This is a genomic window from Spirillospora sp. NPDC127506, assembly GCF_040302145.1.
Classification (GTDB): domain Bacteria; phylum Actinomycetota; class Actinomycetes; order Streptosporangiales; family Streptosporangiaceae; genus Spirillospora.
In genome coordinates this window covers 1-15,533 of the sequence record NZ_JBEORG010000058.1, presented here as the reverse complement: position 1 = coordinate 15,533, position 15,533 = coordinate 1, and the positions used below count along the sequence as shown (strand labels likewise).

Annotated in this window: 18 protein-coding genes and 1 pseudogene; 3 read left to right on the top strand and 16 right to left on the bottom strand. The window is 73.4% G+C overall.

The annotated features are described in order from the left end of the window. Positions 1–50: 50 nt before the first annotated feature. The 3 genes from ABTW95_RS32735 to ABTW95_RS32725 are packed head-to-tail and all read right to left on the bottom strand — an operon-like array spanning position 51 to position 2,944. On the bottom strand, positions 51–860 hold the full coding sequence (locus tag ABTW95_RS32735; protein ID WP_396446980.1) for an ABC transporter ATP-binding protein: 810 nt from the start codon (positions 858–860) through the stop codon (positions 51–53). Beyond that, positions 861–1,910, bottom strand: a complete 1,050-nt coding sequence (locus ABTW95_RS32730) for a FecCD family ABC transporter permease (protein WP_396446982.1) — start codon at positions 1,908–1,910, stop codon at positions 861–863. Continuing rightward, the gene (locus ABTW95_RS32725; RefSeq protein ID WP_396446983.1) at positions 1,907–2,944 is read right to left on the bottom strand and encodes a FecCD family ABC transporter permease; all 1,038 of its coding nucleotides are present in this window, start codon (positions 2,942–2,944) and stop codon (positions 1,907–1,909) included. Before ABTW95_RS32725 ends, ABTW95_RS32730 begins: the two co-directional genes overlap by 4 nt. Before the next feature lie 99 nt (positions 2,945–3,043). Between ABTW95_RS32725 and ABTW95_RS32720 the strand changes: the two genes are divergently transcribed. Together ABTW95_RS32720 and ABTW95_RS32715 are read left to right on the top strand one after the other, a co-directional pair. Continuing rightward, positions 3,044–4,069 carry an ABC transporter substrate-binding protein gene (locus tag ABTW95_RS32720; protein ID WP_396446985.1) on the top strand — a complete coding sequence of 342 codons (1,026 nt, stop codon included), beginning with the start codon at positions 3,044–3,046 and terminating at the stop codon, positions 4,067–4,069. An 11-nt stretch (positions 4,070–4,080) separates the two neighbouring features. Beyond that, positions 4,081–4,911, top strand: a complete 831-nt coding sequence (locus ABTW95_RS32715) for a siderophore-interacting protein (RefSeq protein ID WP_396446986.1) — start codon at positions 4,081–4,083, stop codon at positions 4,909–4,911. 1 nt (position 4,912) lies between these two features. Here the strand turns inward: ABTW95_RS32715 and ABTW95_RS32710 are convergent, their stop codons facing one another. From ABTW95_RS32710 to ABTW95_RS32660, 11 genes are all read right to left on the bottom strand, one after another. Further along, complete coding sequence (locus ABTW95_RS32710) at positions 4,913–5,527, bottom strand: response regulator (RefSeq protein WP_500228316.1); 615 nt, start codon at positions 5,525–5,527, stop codon at positions 4,913–4,915. Next, the gene (locus ABTW95_RS32705) at positions 5,515–6,663 is read right to left on the bottom strand and encodes a sensor histidine kinase (protein ID WP_396446988.1); all 1,149 of its coding nucleotides are present in this window, start codon (positions 6,661–6,663) and stop codon (positions 5,515–5,517) included. Before ABTW95_RS32705 ends, ABTW95_RS32710 begins: the two co-directional genes overlap by 13 nt. Positions 6,664–6,833: 170 nt before the next feature. After that, a complete protein-coding gene (gene mnhG / locus ABTW95_RS32700; protein ID WP_396446989.1) occupies positions 6,834–7,163 on the bottom strand; it encodes a monovalent cation/H(+) antiporter subunit G in 330 nt (109 codons plus the stop codon). Further along, positions 7,160–7,435 (bottom strand): MrpF/PhaF family protein, encoded by a 276-nt coding sequence (locus ABTW95_RS32695; RefSeq protein WP_396446990.1) that lies wholly within the window; start codon positions 7,433–7,435, stop codon positions 7,160–7,162. The genes mnhG and ABTW95_RS32695 overlap by 4 nt, the downstream gene beginning before the upstream one ends. Continuing rightward, entirely contained in the window at positions 7,432–7,983 is a 552-nt protein-coding gene (locus tag ABTW95_RS32690; RefSeq protein WP_396446991.1) for a Na+/H+ antiporter subunit E, read from the bottom strand. Before ABTW95_RS32690 ends, ABTW95_RS32695 begins: the two co-directional genes overlap by 4 nt. Continuing rightward, on the bottom strand, positions 7,980–9,500 hold the full coding sequence (locus tag ABTW95_RS32685) for a Na+/H+ antiporter subunit D (RefSeq protein ID WP_500228315.1): 1,521 nt from the start codon (positions 9,498–9,500) through the stop codon (positions 7,980–7,982). The genes ABTW95_RS32690 and ABTW95_RS32685 overlap by 4 nt, the downstream gene beginning before the upstream one ends. Then, positions 9,497–9,922, bottom strand: a complete 426-nt coding sequence (locus ABTW95_RS32680) for a Na(+)/H(+) antiporter subunit C (protein WP_396454531.1) — start codon at positions 9,920–9,922, stop codon at positions 9,497–9,499. Before ABTW95_RS32680 ends, ABTW95_RS32685 begins: the two co-directional genes overlap by 4 nt. After that, complete coding sequence (locus tag ABTW95_RS32675; protein ID WP_500228314.1) at positions 9,919–12,738, bottom strand: Na+/H+ antiporter subunit A; 2,820 nt, start codon at positions 12,736–12,738, stop codon at positions 9,919–9,921. Before ABTW95_RS32675 ends, ABTW95_RS32680 begins: the two co-directional genes overlap by 4 nt. A gap of 78 nt (positions 12,739–12,816) precedes the next feature. Beyond that, complete coding sequence (locus ABTW95_RS32670; protein ID WP_396446995.1) at positions 12,817–12,960, bottom strand: hypothetical protein; 144 nt, start codon at positions 12,958–12,960, stop codon at positions 12,817–12,819. A gap of 94 nt (positions 12,961–13,054) precedes the next feature. Then, positions 13,055–13,237, bottom strand: a complete 183-nt coding sequence (locus ABTW95_RS32665; RefSeq protein ID WP_500228313.1) for a DUF397 domain-containing protein — start codon at positions 13,235–13,237, stop codon at positions 13,055–13,057. Next, positions 13,225–14,040: a helix-turn-helix domain-containing protein gene (locus ABTW95_RS32660; RefSeq protein ID WP_500228312.1), complete on the bottom strand. Its 816-nt coding sequence runs from the start codon at positions 14,038–14,040 to the stop codon at positions 13,225–13,227. The genes ABTW95_RS32665 and ABTW95_RS32660 overlap by 13 nt, the downstream gene beginning before the upstream one ends. A 156-nt stretch (positions 14,041–14,196) precedes the next feature. Between ABTW95_RS32660 and ABTW95_RS32655 the strand changes: the two genes are divergently transcribed. Continuing rightward, on the top strand, positions 14,197–14,592 hold the full coding sequence (locus tag ABTW95_RS32655; protein ID WP_396446999.1) for an ATP-binding protein: 396 nt from the start codon (positions 14,197–14,199) through the stop codon (positions 14,590–14,592). A gap of 111 nt (positions 14,593–14,703) precedes the next feature. Here ABTW95_RS32655 and ABTW95_RS32650 read toward each other — a convergent pair whose 3' ends face one another. Next, entirely contained in the window at positions 14,704–15,267 is a 564-nt protein-coding gene (locus ABTW95_RS32650; RefSeq protein WP_396447000.1) for a dihydrofolate reductase family protein, read from the bottom strand. Positions 15,268–15,324: 57 nt separating this feature from the next. Then, positions 15,325–15,533 (bottom strand): annotated as a pseudogene (locus ABTW95_RS32645) (cytochrome P450); the annotation flags it as partial.

Sequence of the window (15,533 nt, the reverse complement as noted above, 5' to 3'; positions counted from 1 at the left end):
CCTATCGTTGTAGGCATACAAACGTTATAAGCCTACAACTAATTTGGCGGTCAACGGAACGCGGGGACGCGGCCGCGCGCGGCCGGGATCACCAGCGGCGTCCCGGTCTCCGGGCACTCGATCACCCGGCACGGCAGCCGGAACACCTCCTCGACCAGCTCCGCCGTGACGACCTCGGCCGGGTCCCCGGCCGCGGCGATCCGCCCGTCCCGCATGGCGATCATGTGGGTGGCGTAGCGGGCTGCGTGGTTCAGGTCGTGCAGGACGGCGACGACCGTGCGGCCCTCCCGGTGCAGCCGCGCGCACAGGTCGAGGACCTCGATCTGGTGGGCGATGTCGAGGTAGGTCGTCGGCTCGTCGAGCAGGAGCAGCGGGGTCTGCTGGGCGAGCGCCATCGCGATCCACACGCGCTGGCGCTGCCCGCCCGACAGCTCGTCCACGTGCCGGCCGGCGAGGTCCGCGACGCCGGTGGCGGCCATCGACTCGGCGACGACCCGCTCGTCCTCCCGCGACCACTGGCGCAGCAGGCTCTGATGCGGGTACCGGCCGCGCGACACCAGGTCGGCGACCGTGATGCCCTCCGGCGCGATGGACGACTGCGGCAGCAGCCCGAGCGTCCGGGCGAGCCTCTTGGCGGGCCAGCCGGCGATGGGCCTGCCGTCGAGCACGACCGTCCCCGCCGCCGGCTTCAGGATCCGGGCGAGCGCCCGGAGCAGCGTCGACTTGCCGCACGCGTTCGGGCCGACGATGACCGTGAACGACCCGTCCGGCACGGCGACGTCGAGGTCCTCGGTGATCGTGCGCCTGTCGTAGGCGAGGGTGAGCCCCGTCCCGGTCAGCCGGGCGTTCGCGTCCTTCATTCAGATCCGTCCCGTCTTGCGTTCGGTCACGAGGAGCCAGACCAGGTATCCGCCGCCGATGAGCCCGGTCACGACGCCGACCGGGAGCTGGTGGCCGGGGAACGCGCGCTGCGCGACCCAGTCGGCGGCGGTCAGCAGCGCCGCCCCCATGCACGCCGAGGGCAGCAGGTCGGGGCCCGCCGTGCGGGTGAGGCGGCGGGCGAGCTGCGGCGCGGCCAGCGCGACGAACGCCACCGGACCGGCCGCCGCCGCGGCGAGCGAGGTGAGCAGCACGGCCGCGGCCAGCAGGATCAGCCGGACCCGCTCGACGGGGACGCCGAGGCCGTGCGCGGCGTCGTCGCCCATCTCCAGCATGCGCAGCGCCCGGCCGCAGCCGGCGAGCACGAGCGGCCCGAGGACGGCGAGCGCGGCGAGCACCGGCGCGGCGTCGGCCCAGTCGCGGCCGTCGAGGCTGCCGGTCAGCCACAGCACCGCGCGGGCGGCCTCGATGATCTGCGCCCGGGTGAGCAGGTAGCCGTTCACGCCGGTGAGGATCGCGGCGACGCCGATGCCGACGAGGACGAGCCGCTGCCCGTGCGCGCCGCCCCGCCCCGCGACCGCGTACACGGCGAAGCCGGTGAGCAGCCCGCCGCCCGCCGCGCCGGCCGCGACCGCGGCGGTGCCGCCGCCGGCGAACACGATCACCGCGAGGACGCCGGTCGCCGCGCCCTGGGTGAAGCCGAGGACGTCGGGGCTGCCGAGCGGGTTGCGGGTGAGCGACTGGAAGACCGCCCCGGCCAGGCCGAGCGCGGCGCCGACGGCGAGCGCCGCCGCCGCCCGCGGCAGCCGGATCTCGTTGACGATCAGCGAGTCGGCGGGCGCGCCCCGCCCGAGCAGGGTGCGGGCGACGTCGGCGGGGTTCATCGGGAAGTCGCCGCTGCCGATGAGCAGGACGCCCGTCCCCAGCGCCGCGGCGAGGCAGGCCGCCGCCACGACCAGGGCGCGCGGGCGGAAGCGGAGCGAGAGCCCGGCGGGCGTCCGGACGACGGCGAAGTGCGGGGTGCGGCTCACGCGAGGCCCTTCCGGGGACGCCGGACGAAGTACAGGAACACCGGCCCTCCGGCCACCACCATCACGATGCCGACCTGCACTTCGGACGGGCGTGCGGCGACGCGCCCGAGGACGTCCGCCGCCAGCATCAGCGCGGGCGACAGGACCGCGCAGTACGGCAGGAGCCGGCGCAGGTCGGGGCCGGTCAGCGCGCGGACGAGGTGCGGCACCATCAGCCCGACGAAGATGATCGGCCCGCACGCCGCCGTCGCCGCGCCGCACAGCAGGGTGACCGCGGCGATCGCGGCGATCCGGGCGCGCCCGGGGTCGGCGCCGAGCGCGCGGGCGGCGTCCTCGCCCATCGCCATCGCGTTCAGCGGGCGGGCGAGCAGCAGCGCGAGCACCAGGCCGGCGGCGACGAACGGGGCGACGCGGACGACGGTGTAGTCCTGCGCGGCGGCGAGCGAGCCGACCGTCCAGAAGCGCATCCGGTCCAGGGACGCGGTGTCGAGGAGCTGCACCGCGTTCACGTAGGAGAACAGCCCGGCGTTCAGCGCGGCCCCCGCGAGCGCGAGCCGCGCCGGGGTGGCGCCGCGGCCGCCGCCGACCGCGTAGAGCAGCACGGCGACCGCGCCGGCGCCGGCGAACGCGAACCACACGAAGCCGGTGAACGAGGTGATGCCGAGGAACGAGATCGCCGACACGACGGCGGCGGCCGCGCCCGCGTTGATGCCGAGGATGCCGGGGTCGGCGAGCGGGTTGCGGGTGAGCGCCTGCATCACGGCGCCGGCCGACCCGAGCGCAGTCCCGGCGAGCAGGCCGAGCAGCGTGCGCGGGAGGCGCATCTCGTGGACGAGCGGGTACGCGGCCGAGCCGGGGTCGACGAGCCCGTCCCACGCCTCCCCGAGCGACAGCGGCTTGGCGCCGACGGCGAGGCTGAGCGCGACGGCGGCGAGCAGGAACAGGACCCCGCCGAGGAGTCCGGTCGCCCGCCGTGCGCGGCCGGGGGGTGCGGCCGGCCGCTCGGCGAGCGGTCGCGGCGTGGTCGACAGCACCTGGCGGGCCCTCCTCTGGACAAGATCTTAGGTTAGGTTAACCTAAGTTCTCGCCAGCCCACTATCCGGCCACCGCAGTTGATTCAGGAGAAAGTTCACATGTCGTATACCGCTGCCCGCCCCCTCACCCGCCGCGCCGTCCTCGGCGCCGGCGGCGCCCTCGCCCTCGGCGCGCTGATCAGCGCCTGCGGCGGTGACGGCGGCGCGGGCGGCACCGCCTCGCCCGGCGGCGCCTGGACGTTCACCGACGACCGCGGCACGAAGATCGAGGCCGCGCGGCGCCCGCGGCGGATCGTCGGCTACTCCGCCGCCGCCGCCGCCCTCTACGACTTCGGCGTCGACGAGCAGATCGTCGGCGTGTTCGGGCCGACGAAGCTGAAGGACGGCAGGCCCGACCCGCAGGCCGGGAACCTGCCCGTCGACCGGCTGGAGATCATCGGCAACGCCTACGGCGAGTTCGACATCGAGAAGTACGCCGCGCTGCGCCCCGACCTCCTGGTCGACAACATGTTCATCGAGGGCGAGCTGTTCTACGTCCCCGCGGAGAGCAAGGACAAGATCTACGCGCTGGCGCCGAGCGCCGCCATCGCCGCCGGATCGGTCCCGCTGCCGAAGCCGATCGAGCGGACCGCCGCGCTCGCCGCCGCCCTCGGCGCCGACCTGGAGTCGGCGAAGGTCACCGCCGCCAAGGCCCGGTTCGACAAGGCCGCCGACGCGGTGCGCGCGGCGGCGAAGGCCAAGCCCGGGCTGAAGGTCCTCGCCGCGTCGGCGAGCCCCGACCTGTTCTACGCGTCCAGCCCGGCCAAGAACGCCGACCTCATCTACTACAAGGAGCTCGGCGTCGACCTGATCGTGCCGGACAAGCTCGGCAAGGACGACTACTTCGAGAGCCTGAGCTGGGAGAACGCCGACAAGTACAAGGCCGACCTCATCATGCTCGACTCCCGGACGCAGGCACTGCAGCCGAAGGACCTCGGCTCCAAGCCGACCTGGAAGGACCTGCCCGCGGTGAAGGCCGGGCAGGTCATCCCGTGGAACGCCGAGCCCCGCTTCTCCTACGAGGGCTGCGCGCCGCTCCTCGAAGCGCTCGCGGCGGCCGTCGAGTCCGCGAAGAAGACCGGCTGAAAGGCGGCGCGATGACCACTCCGGCCCATCCCTACGCCTTCTTCGACGTGCACGTCGTCCGCTCCGAGCGGCTCGGCCCGTCCATGGTCCGGATCACCCTCGGCGGGGCGTCGCTGGACGGCTTCGCGACCGCCGGGCGCGACCAGCGCTTCAAGCTGTTCCTCCCGCACCCGCACCAGGACGCGCCCGTCATGCCGGAGAACCGCGACGGCGCCACCTGGTTCGACGAGTGGCGGGCGCTGGACCCGGCGGAGCGCGGCATCATGCGCTCCTACACGGTCTGCGACCACCGTCCCGGCGAGCTGGACGTCGACTTCGCGCTGCACGGCAACGGCACGTCCGGCCCGGCGTCGCGGTGGGCGTCGGCGGCCGGCGCGGGCGACCGCGTCACGATCCTCGCCCCGACCGGCCCGGACAACGGCGGCTACGACTTCCGCCCGCCGCCCGGCGCCCCGGTCGTGATCGCGGGCGACCTGACCGCGCTGCCCGCCATCGCCGGGAACCTCGCGTGGCTGCCCGCCGGGACGACCGCCCAGGTCTGGGTGGACGTCCCGCACCCCGGGGACCGCCGCGAGCCGCCCACCGCCGCCGACGCGGAGATCGACTGGGTCTCCCCCGGCGGCCTCGTGGACGCCGTCCGCGGCGCGAAGATCCCGGACGGCGCCTACGCCTGGATCGCCGGAGAGTCCGCCATGGTCAAGGCACTGCGCCGCCACCTGGTGAAAGAACGCGGCATGGACCGCCGCGCCGTCACCTTCACCGGCTACTGGCGCCGCGGCGCCACCGAGGAGGACCTCCTCGCCGAGTACGAGGCGGGCGGCGGCCCCGCCACCGAGGAGTGAGTCAGGGGGCGGCGATGAGGCCGCGCTGGAGGGCGGTCATGACGGCGGCGGTGCGGTCGGAGACGCCCAGCTTGGCGAAGATGCGCAGCAGGTGGGTCTTCACCGTCGCCTGGCCGATGTAGAGGCGCTCGCCGATCTGGGCGTTGGTGAGGCCCTCCGCCACGAGCGCGAGCACCTGCGCCTCCCGCGCCGACAGGACGGGCGGCGCGTCGGTCCCGCCGGCCGCCGCGAGGCGCGCCGACACCTCGGGCGACAGGACGCACCGGCCCGCCGCCGCGTCCCGGACGGCCGCGGTCAGGTCGGCGCGCGAGGCGTCCTTGAGCAGGTAGCCGATGGCGCCCGCCTCGATCGCGCGGACGATGTCGGCGTCGTCCTGGAACGTCGTCAGCACGAGGATCCGGTGGCCCGGCAGCCGCTCGATCGCGCTCACCCCGTCCCCGGACGGCATCCTCAGGTCCATCAGGATGACGTCGGGGCGGACGCGGGGGACCAGCGCGACGGCCTCGTCCCCGGACGCGGCCTCGCCCGCCACCTCGATGTCCGGCTCGGCGGCGAGCATCCCGCGCAGGCCCTCCCGGACGACCGGATGGTCGTCGACGATCATCACGCGGAGCACGGGATCACCGCCTCGACCACGGTCCCGCCGTCGCCGGTGACGGTGAACGTCCCGCCGGCCTGCTCGACCCGGCTCCGCATCCCGCGCAGCCCGAACCCGCGCTCGACCCGGTCGGGCGCGAAGCCGCGCCCGTCGTCGGCGACCGTCAGCCGCACCGCGTCCCCGTACTCCAGCCGCACCCGCACCCGCGTCGCCCCCGCGTGCTTCCGGACGTTCGCGAGCGCCTCCTGCGTCACCCGCAGCAGGACGACCTCCACGGCGTCCAGCGGCCGCGGCTCGCCCTCGACGGCCAGGTCGGCGGGAAGGTCGAAGTCGCGGGCCATCCGCCGCAGCGCCTCCACCAGGGAGCTGCCGTCCAGCGCGGGCGGCGCCAGCGCCGCGACCAGGCCCCGCGTCTCGGCCATGTTCTCGCGCGCCGACCGCAGCGCCAGCTCCAGGTGCGGGTTCGGCCCGACCTCGGCCTGCGCCGCCTGCAGCAGCATCGCGATGGAGGCGAACCCCTGCGCGATCGTGTCGTGGATGTCGCGGGCGAGCCGCTCCCGCTCGGCGAGCACGCCCGCCTCGCGGCTGACCTCCGCCAGCTCGCCGCGGGTCCGGTCCAGCTCCTCGATGAGGCGCATCCGCTCGTGGTTCTGGCGGCCCATCCGCCCGATGAACACCGCGAGCAGCCCGCTGCACGCGATGCCCGCCGCCACGATGACGATGGTCGTCGCCGTGCCCGCCCCCGATTCGGCCAGCCCCAGCCCCACCGGCCCGGACAGCAGGACGAGCACCAGCGCGAACCCGCGCCCCGCCCCGTAGATCATGTAGACCAGCGGGGCCAGCGCGGCGAGGCCCGTCGCCGTCACCGGCGCGAGCAGCGTCGCGGGCACGAACAGCCCGGTCACCGCGACCGCGTAGACCCGGCACCCGGGCCGCGGCACCCCCTCCGACCGGAGCGCGTTCCGCCCGATCGCGGCGTAGGCGACGCCGAGCAGCACGAGCAGCGCGATCGCGGCGGCGCGCCGGCCCGGCGGCACCTCGTCGGCCGCGGTCGCGGCGATGGTGCCGACCAGCACCATCCCGAAGTAGGCTTCCCAGAGCGGATACGAGCGCCGCCAGACGTTCTCGGCCCGCGCCACCGGCTCCCCGGCCATGTTCGTTCCCCGCACCCCTCTGTCCACCGACCGGTGGATCTTACTGCGCCCGCGCCGCGGCAGCATCGCGGCCGCGGTCGAGAACCCGCTCCGCCAGGCCCTGCTCGCCGCCACCGCAACGACGGCCTCCGTCCGGGGCCGCCCTCCCGGCGTGGGCTGAAGGCGGTGTCTCAGGTCGCGCGGTGGCCCTCGTCGAGGGTGAGGGCGGCGGGGTCGATGAGCCCGGCGCGGTAGGCGGCGCCGGCGATGGTCTGGGCGGTGACCGGGGCGGTGATCAGCTGGAACGCCGCCACCAGCAGGAACGGGACGGCGGAGGAGACGGACCCGGCCTGCGGCGCCACCCCGGCGAGGACGAGCAGCAGCCCGATCGTCTGCGGTTTCGTCGCGGCGTGCAGCCGGGTGAGCAGGTCTGGGAACCGGAGCATGCCGAGCGCCCCGGCCGCGCAGAAGGACGAGCCGGCGAGGAGCAGGACGGCGGTGGCGGCGTCGGCGGCGCTCATGCCCGCTCCCTCCGCTCCGCCCGCGCCGCCGCCAGGTGCGCGGCGCTGACCGACCCCACGAAGCCCATCAGCGCGACCACGACGAGGACCGCGGCGTTCGCCGACTCCTTGTGCACGGCGGCGTGCACGGCGATCCCGCTGACCAGCAGGACGGCGAGGATGTCTCCCGCCATGACGCGGTCGAACGTGGAGGGGCCGCGGACGAGGCGCGCGGCCGTCATCAGGAACGCGGCGCCCAGCAGCGCCAGGGTCGTCGAGTAGACGATGGTCATCGGTCCTCCCTGGTGGACACGTCTTGTTCGGCGGCGTCCTCGGACGTCACGAGGGCGCGCATCAGCCGGTGCTCGGTGCGGAGCACGCCGTCCCGCGCGGAGTCCGCCTGCCGCTGCGAGCGGACCGGCATGGCGTGGATGTAGAGCACGTGCCGGTCCCAGTCGAGGTCGACCAGGATCGTGCCGGGGCGCAGGGAAATGCTGGTCGTCACCGCCAGCAGGACGATCTCGGAGCGCGTCCGGGCGTCCACCTCGACGACGGCGCCGCGCACCCCGCGCGGCCGGTACAGGGCGTGCCAGGCGATGACGAGGCTGGACAGCAGCAGGTCCCAGGCGAACTCCACCGCCGCCTCCGCGAGCCGCAGCGGCCGTATCCGCATGATCGTCGGGACGGCCGGGAGCCGGGTCAGCGCGTAGACGGCGGTGACGGCGACGGCGCCGCCGGCCAGGACGAGCGCGTCGGCCCGCCCCCACAGCAGCAGCCAGACCGCGAAGAGCCACCCGGCCATGGCCAGCCGGGACACCGTGCGGCGGACTCCGGTTCTCATGGTCCCCCTCCGCCCTGGACGGCGTGCCGGTAGTCGTTCCCGCTGACGAGGTCGTCCGCGGCCTGCCGGCTCCAGGACGCGAGGGGCCCGGCGAACGCGGCGATGAGGAGCCCGGCGACGACCAGCACCGCGGTCACCGACTGCATGAGCCGGACGCCGCCGTGCGTGTAGGACTCGGACGCGGCCGGCTCCTCGGCGTCCTCCGGACGGGGCCGCCAGAACCCGAGCGTCCAGATCCGGCTCATCGCCATGAGGGTGAGGACGCTCCCCACCACGGCCACGCCAGTGACGGCGTACGCCAGGACGCTCCCCGAGCCGACGCCCGCCTGGAACAGCGCCAGCTTGGCGACGAACCCGGACGTCGGCGGCACGCCGCTCACGCTCATCGCGGGGATGAAGAACAGGACGGAGACGAACGCCGAGAGGCCGGCCAAGCCGCCGAGCCGGTACAGCGAGGTCTCCCCCGTCCGGCCCTGGATGAGGTCGCTGACCAGGAACAGCGTCGCCTGGACGACGATGTGGTGGACGAGGTAGAGGATCGCGCCGGTGAGCCCCGCGACGTCGAACAGGGCGAGGCCGAACAGCATGTAGCCGATGTGCCCGACGAGGATGAACGAGAACACCCGGTGGATGTCGTCGTGGGTCAGCGCGCCGAGGGTGCCGACGATGATCGTCCCGGCGGCGAGGACGAGCATGACCCGGGAGCCGTGCTCGCGCGGGAACACCAGCGTCTCGACGCGGATGAGCGAGTACACGGCGGCCTTCGTCAGCAGCGCGGCGAACACCGCGGTGATCTTGGTGAGGGCGGCGGGATAGCTGTCGGGCAGCCACATGTGCATGGGCACGATCGCGCCCTTGATGCCGAACACCACGAGGAACAGCAGGCCGAGCGCGGTGCGGGTCGCGCCCGGCAGGTCCGGGACCCGCGTCGACAGGTCGGCGAGGTTGACCGTGCCCGCCGCCGCGTAGGTCAGGCCGAGCGAGGTGAGGAAGAGGATCGAGGACGTGAGGCTGACGACGGTGTAGGTCATCCCCGCCCGCACCCGCTCCCCCGTGGGCGTCAGCGTCATCAGGACGTAGCTGGACGCGAGCATGATCTCGAACGCGACGAACAGGTTGAACAGGTCCCCCGCGAGGAAGACGAGGCTGACCCCGGCGGTCAGCGTCAGGTAGACGGGGTAGAACACGCCCGCCTCGTGCTCGCCGGTCCCGCCGGCGCCCTCGCCCAAGGCGTGCAGCATGACCGCCAGCAGCACCGTGCCGGCCACCATCAGCAGGAGCGACGACAGCCGGTCGGCGACGAGCGTGATGCCGGACGGCGCCGCCCAGCCGCCCATCTGGACGGCGAGCGCGCCGTCCCGCGCCACGGCCGCCACCAGCGCCGCGCTCGCCGCGACGCCCCCCAGGGCGGCCAGCGGGCCGAGAACCCGCAGCCAGACCGCGTGGCGGCGCGCGATCAGCGCCAGCGCCGCGCCGAGCAGCGGCAGCGCGAACGGCAGCGGGACGAGGACGTTCATGCGCCGTCCTCCCGCCCCGGGTCCTCTTCCAGCGGCGTGGCGTCCGGCGGCCGCGGGCGGCGGTTCCGCTCCGCGCAGATCCGGCGGTCCTCGACGTCGTCCTGGACCTCGTCCCCGCCGCGCAGCCGCCGGCTCCGGTACGCCATGGCCAGCAGGAACGCCGTGACGCCGAACGTGATCACGATGGCGGTGAGCACCATCGCCTGCGGGAACGGGTCGACCGTCCGGCCCGGCCCCTTCGCGCCGAGCAGCGGCGGCGTGCCGGCGGCGCCGCCCGCGAGCAGCAGGACCAGGTTGGCGCCGTGCCCCAGCAGCGAGAAGCCGATCACCACCTGGACGAGGGACCGCTGCATCAGCAGGTCGAACCCGGCGGCGAACAGCACCGCGACCAGCACGACGAGGACGAGGCCGGGCCCGGTCATGCCGCCTCCTCCCCGGGGACGTCCGCGCCCTCCGGCTCGTCCGGCTCCTCCAGGCTCGCGCCGAGCGTGGTGAGGATCATCAGCACCAGCCCGAGCACCAGGAGGTAGACGCCCGCGTCGAAGAACAGGTTCGTGGGGATCTCGACGTGCCCGAGCACCGGCACCGTCCCGGCGAGCTTGTCGGAGGTCAGGAACTCCCCGCCGGGCAGCGCCCACCCGGCCGCGCCGGTGGCGACCGCGAGCCCCAGCCCGCCGCCGAGCAGGACGCCGGGGCGGACCGGCAGGGCCGTGGCGAGCTCGCGCCGCCCGCCCGGCAGGTAGCGCAGGACGTACGCCATGCCCGCCACCAGGCCGCCGACGAACCCGCCGCCCGGACGCCCGTGCCCGGCGAAGAACAGGTAGACCGAGAACACGAGGATCGTCGGGGTCAGCAGCCGCGCCACCGCCTCCAGCAGGACCGACGAGCCGCCCAGCGGCGGGCGGCCGGGCGCGGCGAGCCAGCGGCTCCGCGGCGCCTCCCCGGCGTCCCCGCCGCGCGGCCGGGGCCGGCGGCGCGTCCCCGGGCCGGTCAGCACCAGGCTCGCGACGCCCATCGCGGTCGCGGCCAGCACGGTGATCTCGCCCAGCGTGTCGAGCGCCCGCAGGTCGACCAGGATCAGGTTGACGACGTTCTTCGTGCCCTCCTCCGCGGCCAGCCGGGTGTAGCCGGGCCCGACCGGCTCGGTGCTCCGGCTCAGCGCCGCCACCATCAGGAAGAGCCCGGCGAACCCGCCCATGCAGAGGCTGATCACGGCCGTGGCGATCCGGGCGGGGGCCTTGCGGAGGCGCGGCGGGAACCGCTCGGGCAGCCGCCGCAGCACCAGCACGAGCATGAACAGCGTGAGCGTCTCCACGACCACGAGCGTCAGCGCGAGGTCGGGCGCGCCGTACGTGGCGAACAGGCCGGTCATCCCGTAGCCCGCGCCGGACAGCAGCACCACCGCCGACAGCCGGCCGCGCGCCCGCACCGCGGCCAGCGCGCAGACGATCACGACCGCGGCGAGCACGAGTTGCGCCGGGTCGTCCCACGCCCGCGGGCCGCCCGCGGGCGGGCCGGGCCCGGTGCCGCGCAGGAGCCCGGCGACCAGCGCCGTTCCCGGCACGGCCAGCACGGTCAGGGCGATCACGCCGAGGTACACCGGCAGCGAGCCGATCTGCAGCCGCCGCGTCACCGCGTGCGCGCCGTCCATCGTCCCCCCGACCACGGCGTCGTAGCCGCGCTGCGCGTCCGGGAGCCACGGGCGCGCGGACCGGCCCGGGAACGTCCGGCCGAACGCGGCGTACAGCCCGGCGCCCGCCGCGAGGGCGACCGCCGTCATCCAGATCGGCAGGCCGAGCCCGTGCCACAGTGCGAGCTCGTAGCCGGGTCCGTCCGCCCGCAGCGTCCCGGCGTAGGGGCCGGTCAGCTCTTGCAGCGCGCCGGGGACGAGCCCCGCGCCGAACCCGGCGGCGGAGAGGATCACCACGGGTACGACGAGGCCCCAGGGGTCGCCCGCCTCCTCGTCCGTCCCGCCGCGGAAGGCGCCGTGGAGGAACCGCGCCCCGTAGGCGACGGTGAGCGCCGAACCGGCGACGACCCCCGCGAGGACGGCGATGTCCGGGCCGCCGTGGGCGAACGCCTCGAACGCGGCCTCCTTCGCCACGAACCCGAGGAACGGCGGAATGCCGATCATGGACGCGATCGCGGCCGCCGCCGCGATCGCCAGCACCGGGAGCCGCCTCCCCGCCCCGACCAGCCGGTCGGCCCGGCGCGTCCCCGTCTCCTGCTCGACGGCGCCGACCGTGAGGAAGAGCGGGGCCTTGAACAGGCCGTGGGCCAGCAGCAGCGCGGTCCCGGCCAGCGCGGCCGTCCGCGTGCCGTTGCCGAGCAGGACCATCAGGAAGCCGAGCTGGCTGATCGTCCCGTACGCCAGCAGCCGCTTGAGATCGTCCTGCCGCAGGGCGATGACCCCGCCCACGAGCAGGCTCAGCAGCCCCACCGCGAGCACCAGGGGCCGCCAGGGACCGACCCCGGCGAACGCCGGCGCGAGCCGCGCCACCAGGTAGACGCCGGCCTTCACCATCGCCGCCGCGTGCAGGTAGGCGCTCACCGGCGTCGGCGCCACCATCGCCGCGGGCAGCCAGCCGTGCAGCGGCATCTGCGCCGACTTCGCGAACGCCCCCAGCAGCACCAGGACGACACCGGTCCGTGCCGGGGCGCCGCCGGGCGGGTCCGCGACCAGCTCCGAGATCCGGTACGTCCCCGCGGCCTGCCCCAGCACCACGAACCCGGCGAGCATGACGAGCCCGAACGCCGTGGTCGTCAGCAGCGCCTGCGTGGCGGCGCGCCGGTCGGCCTTGCGATCCGGCCTCGGATGCCCGATCAGGACGAACGAGCTCAGCGTCGTCAGTTCCCAGAACACGTAGAGGACGAGAAGGTTGTCGGCGAGCACGAGCCCGGTCATCGCCCCCGCGAACGCGACGAGCGTGCCGATCATCAACCGCTCGGAGCGCGCGAAATACCAGCCCGCGTAACACAGGACGACAGCCCCGACACCGCCGACCAGCAGCAGCATCACCACGGCCAGCGCGTCCACCCGGAAGTCGAACACGAGCCCCAGGTCCGCCGACCACACGGCCCTGGTGCTCAGCTCCCCCCGCCCGACCCGGGTCGCCGCCCAGACCGCGGTGGCCGCCGGTACCAGGGCAGCGGTACACGCCATGACACGCCGGTACCGCCCCAGCGCCCAGGGCACGCCGATCGCCACGACGGCATAGATCCCGACCAGCGCCAGCATGCCGCCCGCAGCTCCCTCCCGAGGCACGTCCGCAGGCGATCTACCCGACCAGCGCCCCCGAAACGGAGACCCCCGGGATCAGGGCACCTTCCAGAGCCGCACCTTGTCGTCGAAGCCGTGGGCACTGGCCACGGTCTCGCCGTCCGGGCTGAACGCCACCGACCAGACCGTCCTGACTCGGGCCTTGAACGCGGTCGCCCGGCCCTGACCGCAACCGGCCATCCAACGCCCCATGACCGTCCAAGTAACCGCACTTCTCCTCGGGCACGAGAAAGCCCCGGTCCCATGAGGGCCGGGGCTCAATGCTGTTCGGGGGTCAGCGCTTGAGGGACGCCACCAGGGCCGCGAACTCCTCACGCCCCACCAGCAGCTTCGGGCCGTCCGGGTCCTTGGAATCGCGGACGGCGACAACACCGGGAGCGGACGCCAGCTCGACGCACTCCCCGCCGTTGCCTCCGCTGTGACTGGACTTGCGCCACCGGATCTTCAGATCTTCCATCGTTCTTCCGCCGTTCTGCGAATCAGGTCTCTCGACATGCCTATGGGGAGCGCCAACGAGCGGACCTCTCGGAGCGCCTTGCGCATCGCTGCCACGTCCTCGCTGTCCTCCATGGTGAAGCCGCGAGCGAAGCACTCAATGTAAGCGACCTCCCGCAGGTCTTCGAGGGTCGCGATCGTGAACGAGCCGATGCTACCGAGGTGATCACCCCGCATGGGGACAACCTGGATGGACACGTTCGAGTTGGACATTTCGGCAAGATGGTTCAGTTGGCGGTACATGATCTGCGGGCTGCCAACCTCACGCTGAAGCACGGCTTCGTCTATGAGGAACGAGCAACCGGGCGGGGCCGGTTCCATGCGAGACAGGATGTCTTGCCGCCTCATCCGGGCCTCCACCGCGTCCTGGTCGCCGTACAACAGGACGTTGGCGTACTCGGGGATCTGAAGCAGGCCATGGACCAGGCCGAGGCTGTAGGAGACCAACTCCACGGCCGTCTCTTCGATGCTCACCCAGTCGAACCACACAGGGAAGGCCGCGTCTTTCACCAGGTCCTCCCACAGAGCGACTAGCTCGCCGTTCGCCTCAAGGATCTCGTCCATGGCTTCAGCGAATTCACGAGTACAGCGGGTGCGGCCCGTCTCGATCGCGCCGATGTACTGCGGGGTGACGCCCTCCCCGTCGCGAGCCCTGCGTGCGAGGTTGTCCTGAGACCAGCCCTTCGCCTCGCGGAACCTGCGGAGCCTGCGGCCGAACGGGAGGAGGGCGGGGCTCACCTTGCCCTTGAGGCGACGTGGCGTCATAGCGTCATCGTCCCTCAACCGAGGGTCAAGTGGCCAGCAAGTTGAGAGAACTCGCGGTGGCCTACTTGTCCAGCGTGAGCTGCACTTTGTCGCGCTCCGGAGGCGCTTGGTGACTAACTGGGGACCGATCCAACCCGGAGACGTTAGGTCGCACTCATGTCAGCAACAGCAATCGCAGAGGTCCCTCCCACGCTCGTCCTCAACCCCGACGATCAGGCCCCCAGCCTGGCCCGCCGATTCCTCGCCGACCTGTTCGCCGAGTGGGGAATCAAGGACGACTACGCGGGCCGCACAGTGGTCTGCGAGCTGGTCACGAACAGTTACCGGCACGGGGAGGGGCAGATCGTCGTCCGGATCTTCCGGGACGAGCGCGACGGCTGCCCGGTGGTGGAGGTGTGGGACGCCGGCGAGGGAAGGCCGGAGATCCAGCCCGAGAACTACGCCGCCGAGAGCGGTCGCGGCCTGCTCCTCATGGCCGAACTCGTCCACGACTGGGGCGTCCGCCCGCTCAACGAGGGCGGCAAGATCGTCTGGGCGAAACTCGCCCCTTGACCGAGCGAAGGCGATGAACGAGCCAGCCGCGCTGCTGCTGGAGCGGACATCAGGGGCCGCGACGAAGGCGGGCGAAACCTCCTCGGCTCCCGCGATTGGACTCGAAGTGACTCAGCGCTTGGTCTCGTACCTGGTCATGAGTACGCCGTCGGGGAACGTCCGCGTCTCCACCAAGGTCAGGTTGACCCAGTTGTCCAGCGCCGTGAAGAACGGCGTGCCGCCGCCCACCAGAACCGGTGCGGTGACCAGGACATACTCGTCGATCAGCCCGGCCCGCATCGCCGCTGCCGCGAGCGTGGCGCCACCGATGTCGATCGGACCTCCGTCCTCGGCCTTAAGCCGAGTGATCTCGGCGACCGCGTCGCCGCTGAAGAGACGGGTGTTCCAGTCGACCGTGCTGATCGTGGAGGAGAACACCACCTTCGGCATGTCCCGCCAGCGGCGGGCGAACTCGATCTCCGCCGACGTGGCGCCGGGTTGCTGGTCGGCGGTCGGCCAGTGGGAACTCATCGCCTCCCACAGCCCGCGCCCGTACAGTGACAGCTCCGTCGACCCCACCCGGTCGGACCACCACTGGAACAGCTCGTCGCTCGGCACGCTCCAGCCGAGGTCGTCGCCGGGTGCGGCGGTGTAGCCGTCCAAGGACACGTTCATACCGAAGATCAATTTCCGCATGGCGCCAGCCTCCCGTGAGCCGCTATTCGGGGTACAGACCAACACGACGCGGAAAAGTCATCGGCCAGACGACACCGATGCCGAGCGGACACTGCGCATGAAAGAAGAACTGGGCTCAGCCAGACTGGGGCGGCACATGCCCGCAAACAGTCCCGTGGGGGTGGTCGGGGTGGTCGGGGTGTACTCGGGGTCGCCGAGCCCCAGGATGATGTTCGTCCGCTCGTACACCATCGGGCGGACGGGGTCGGGGATGCCCATCATGTCGC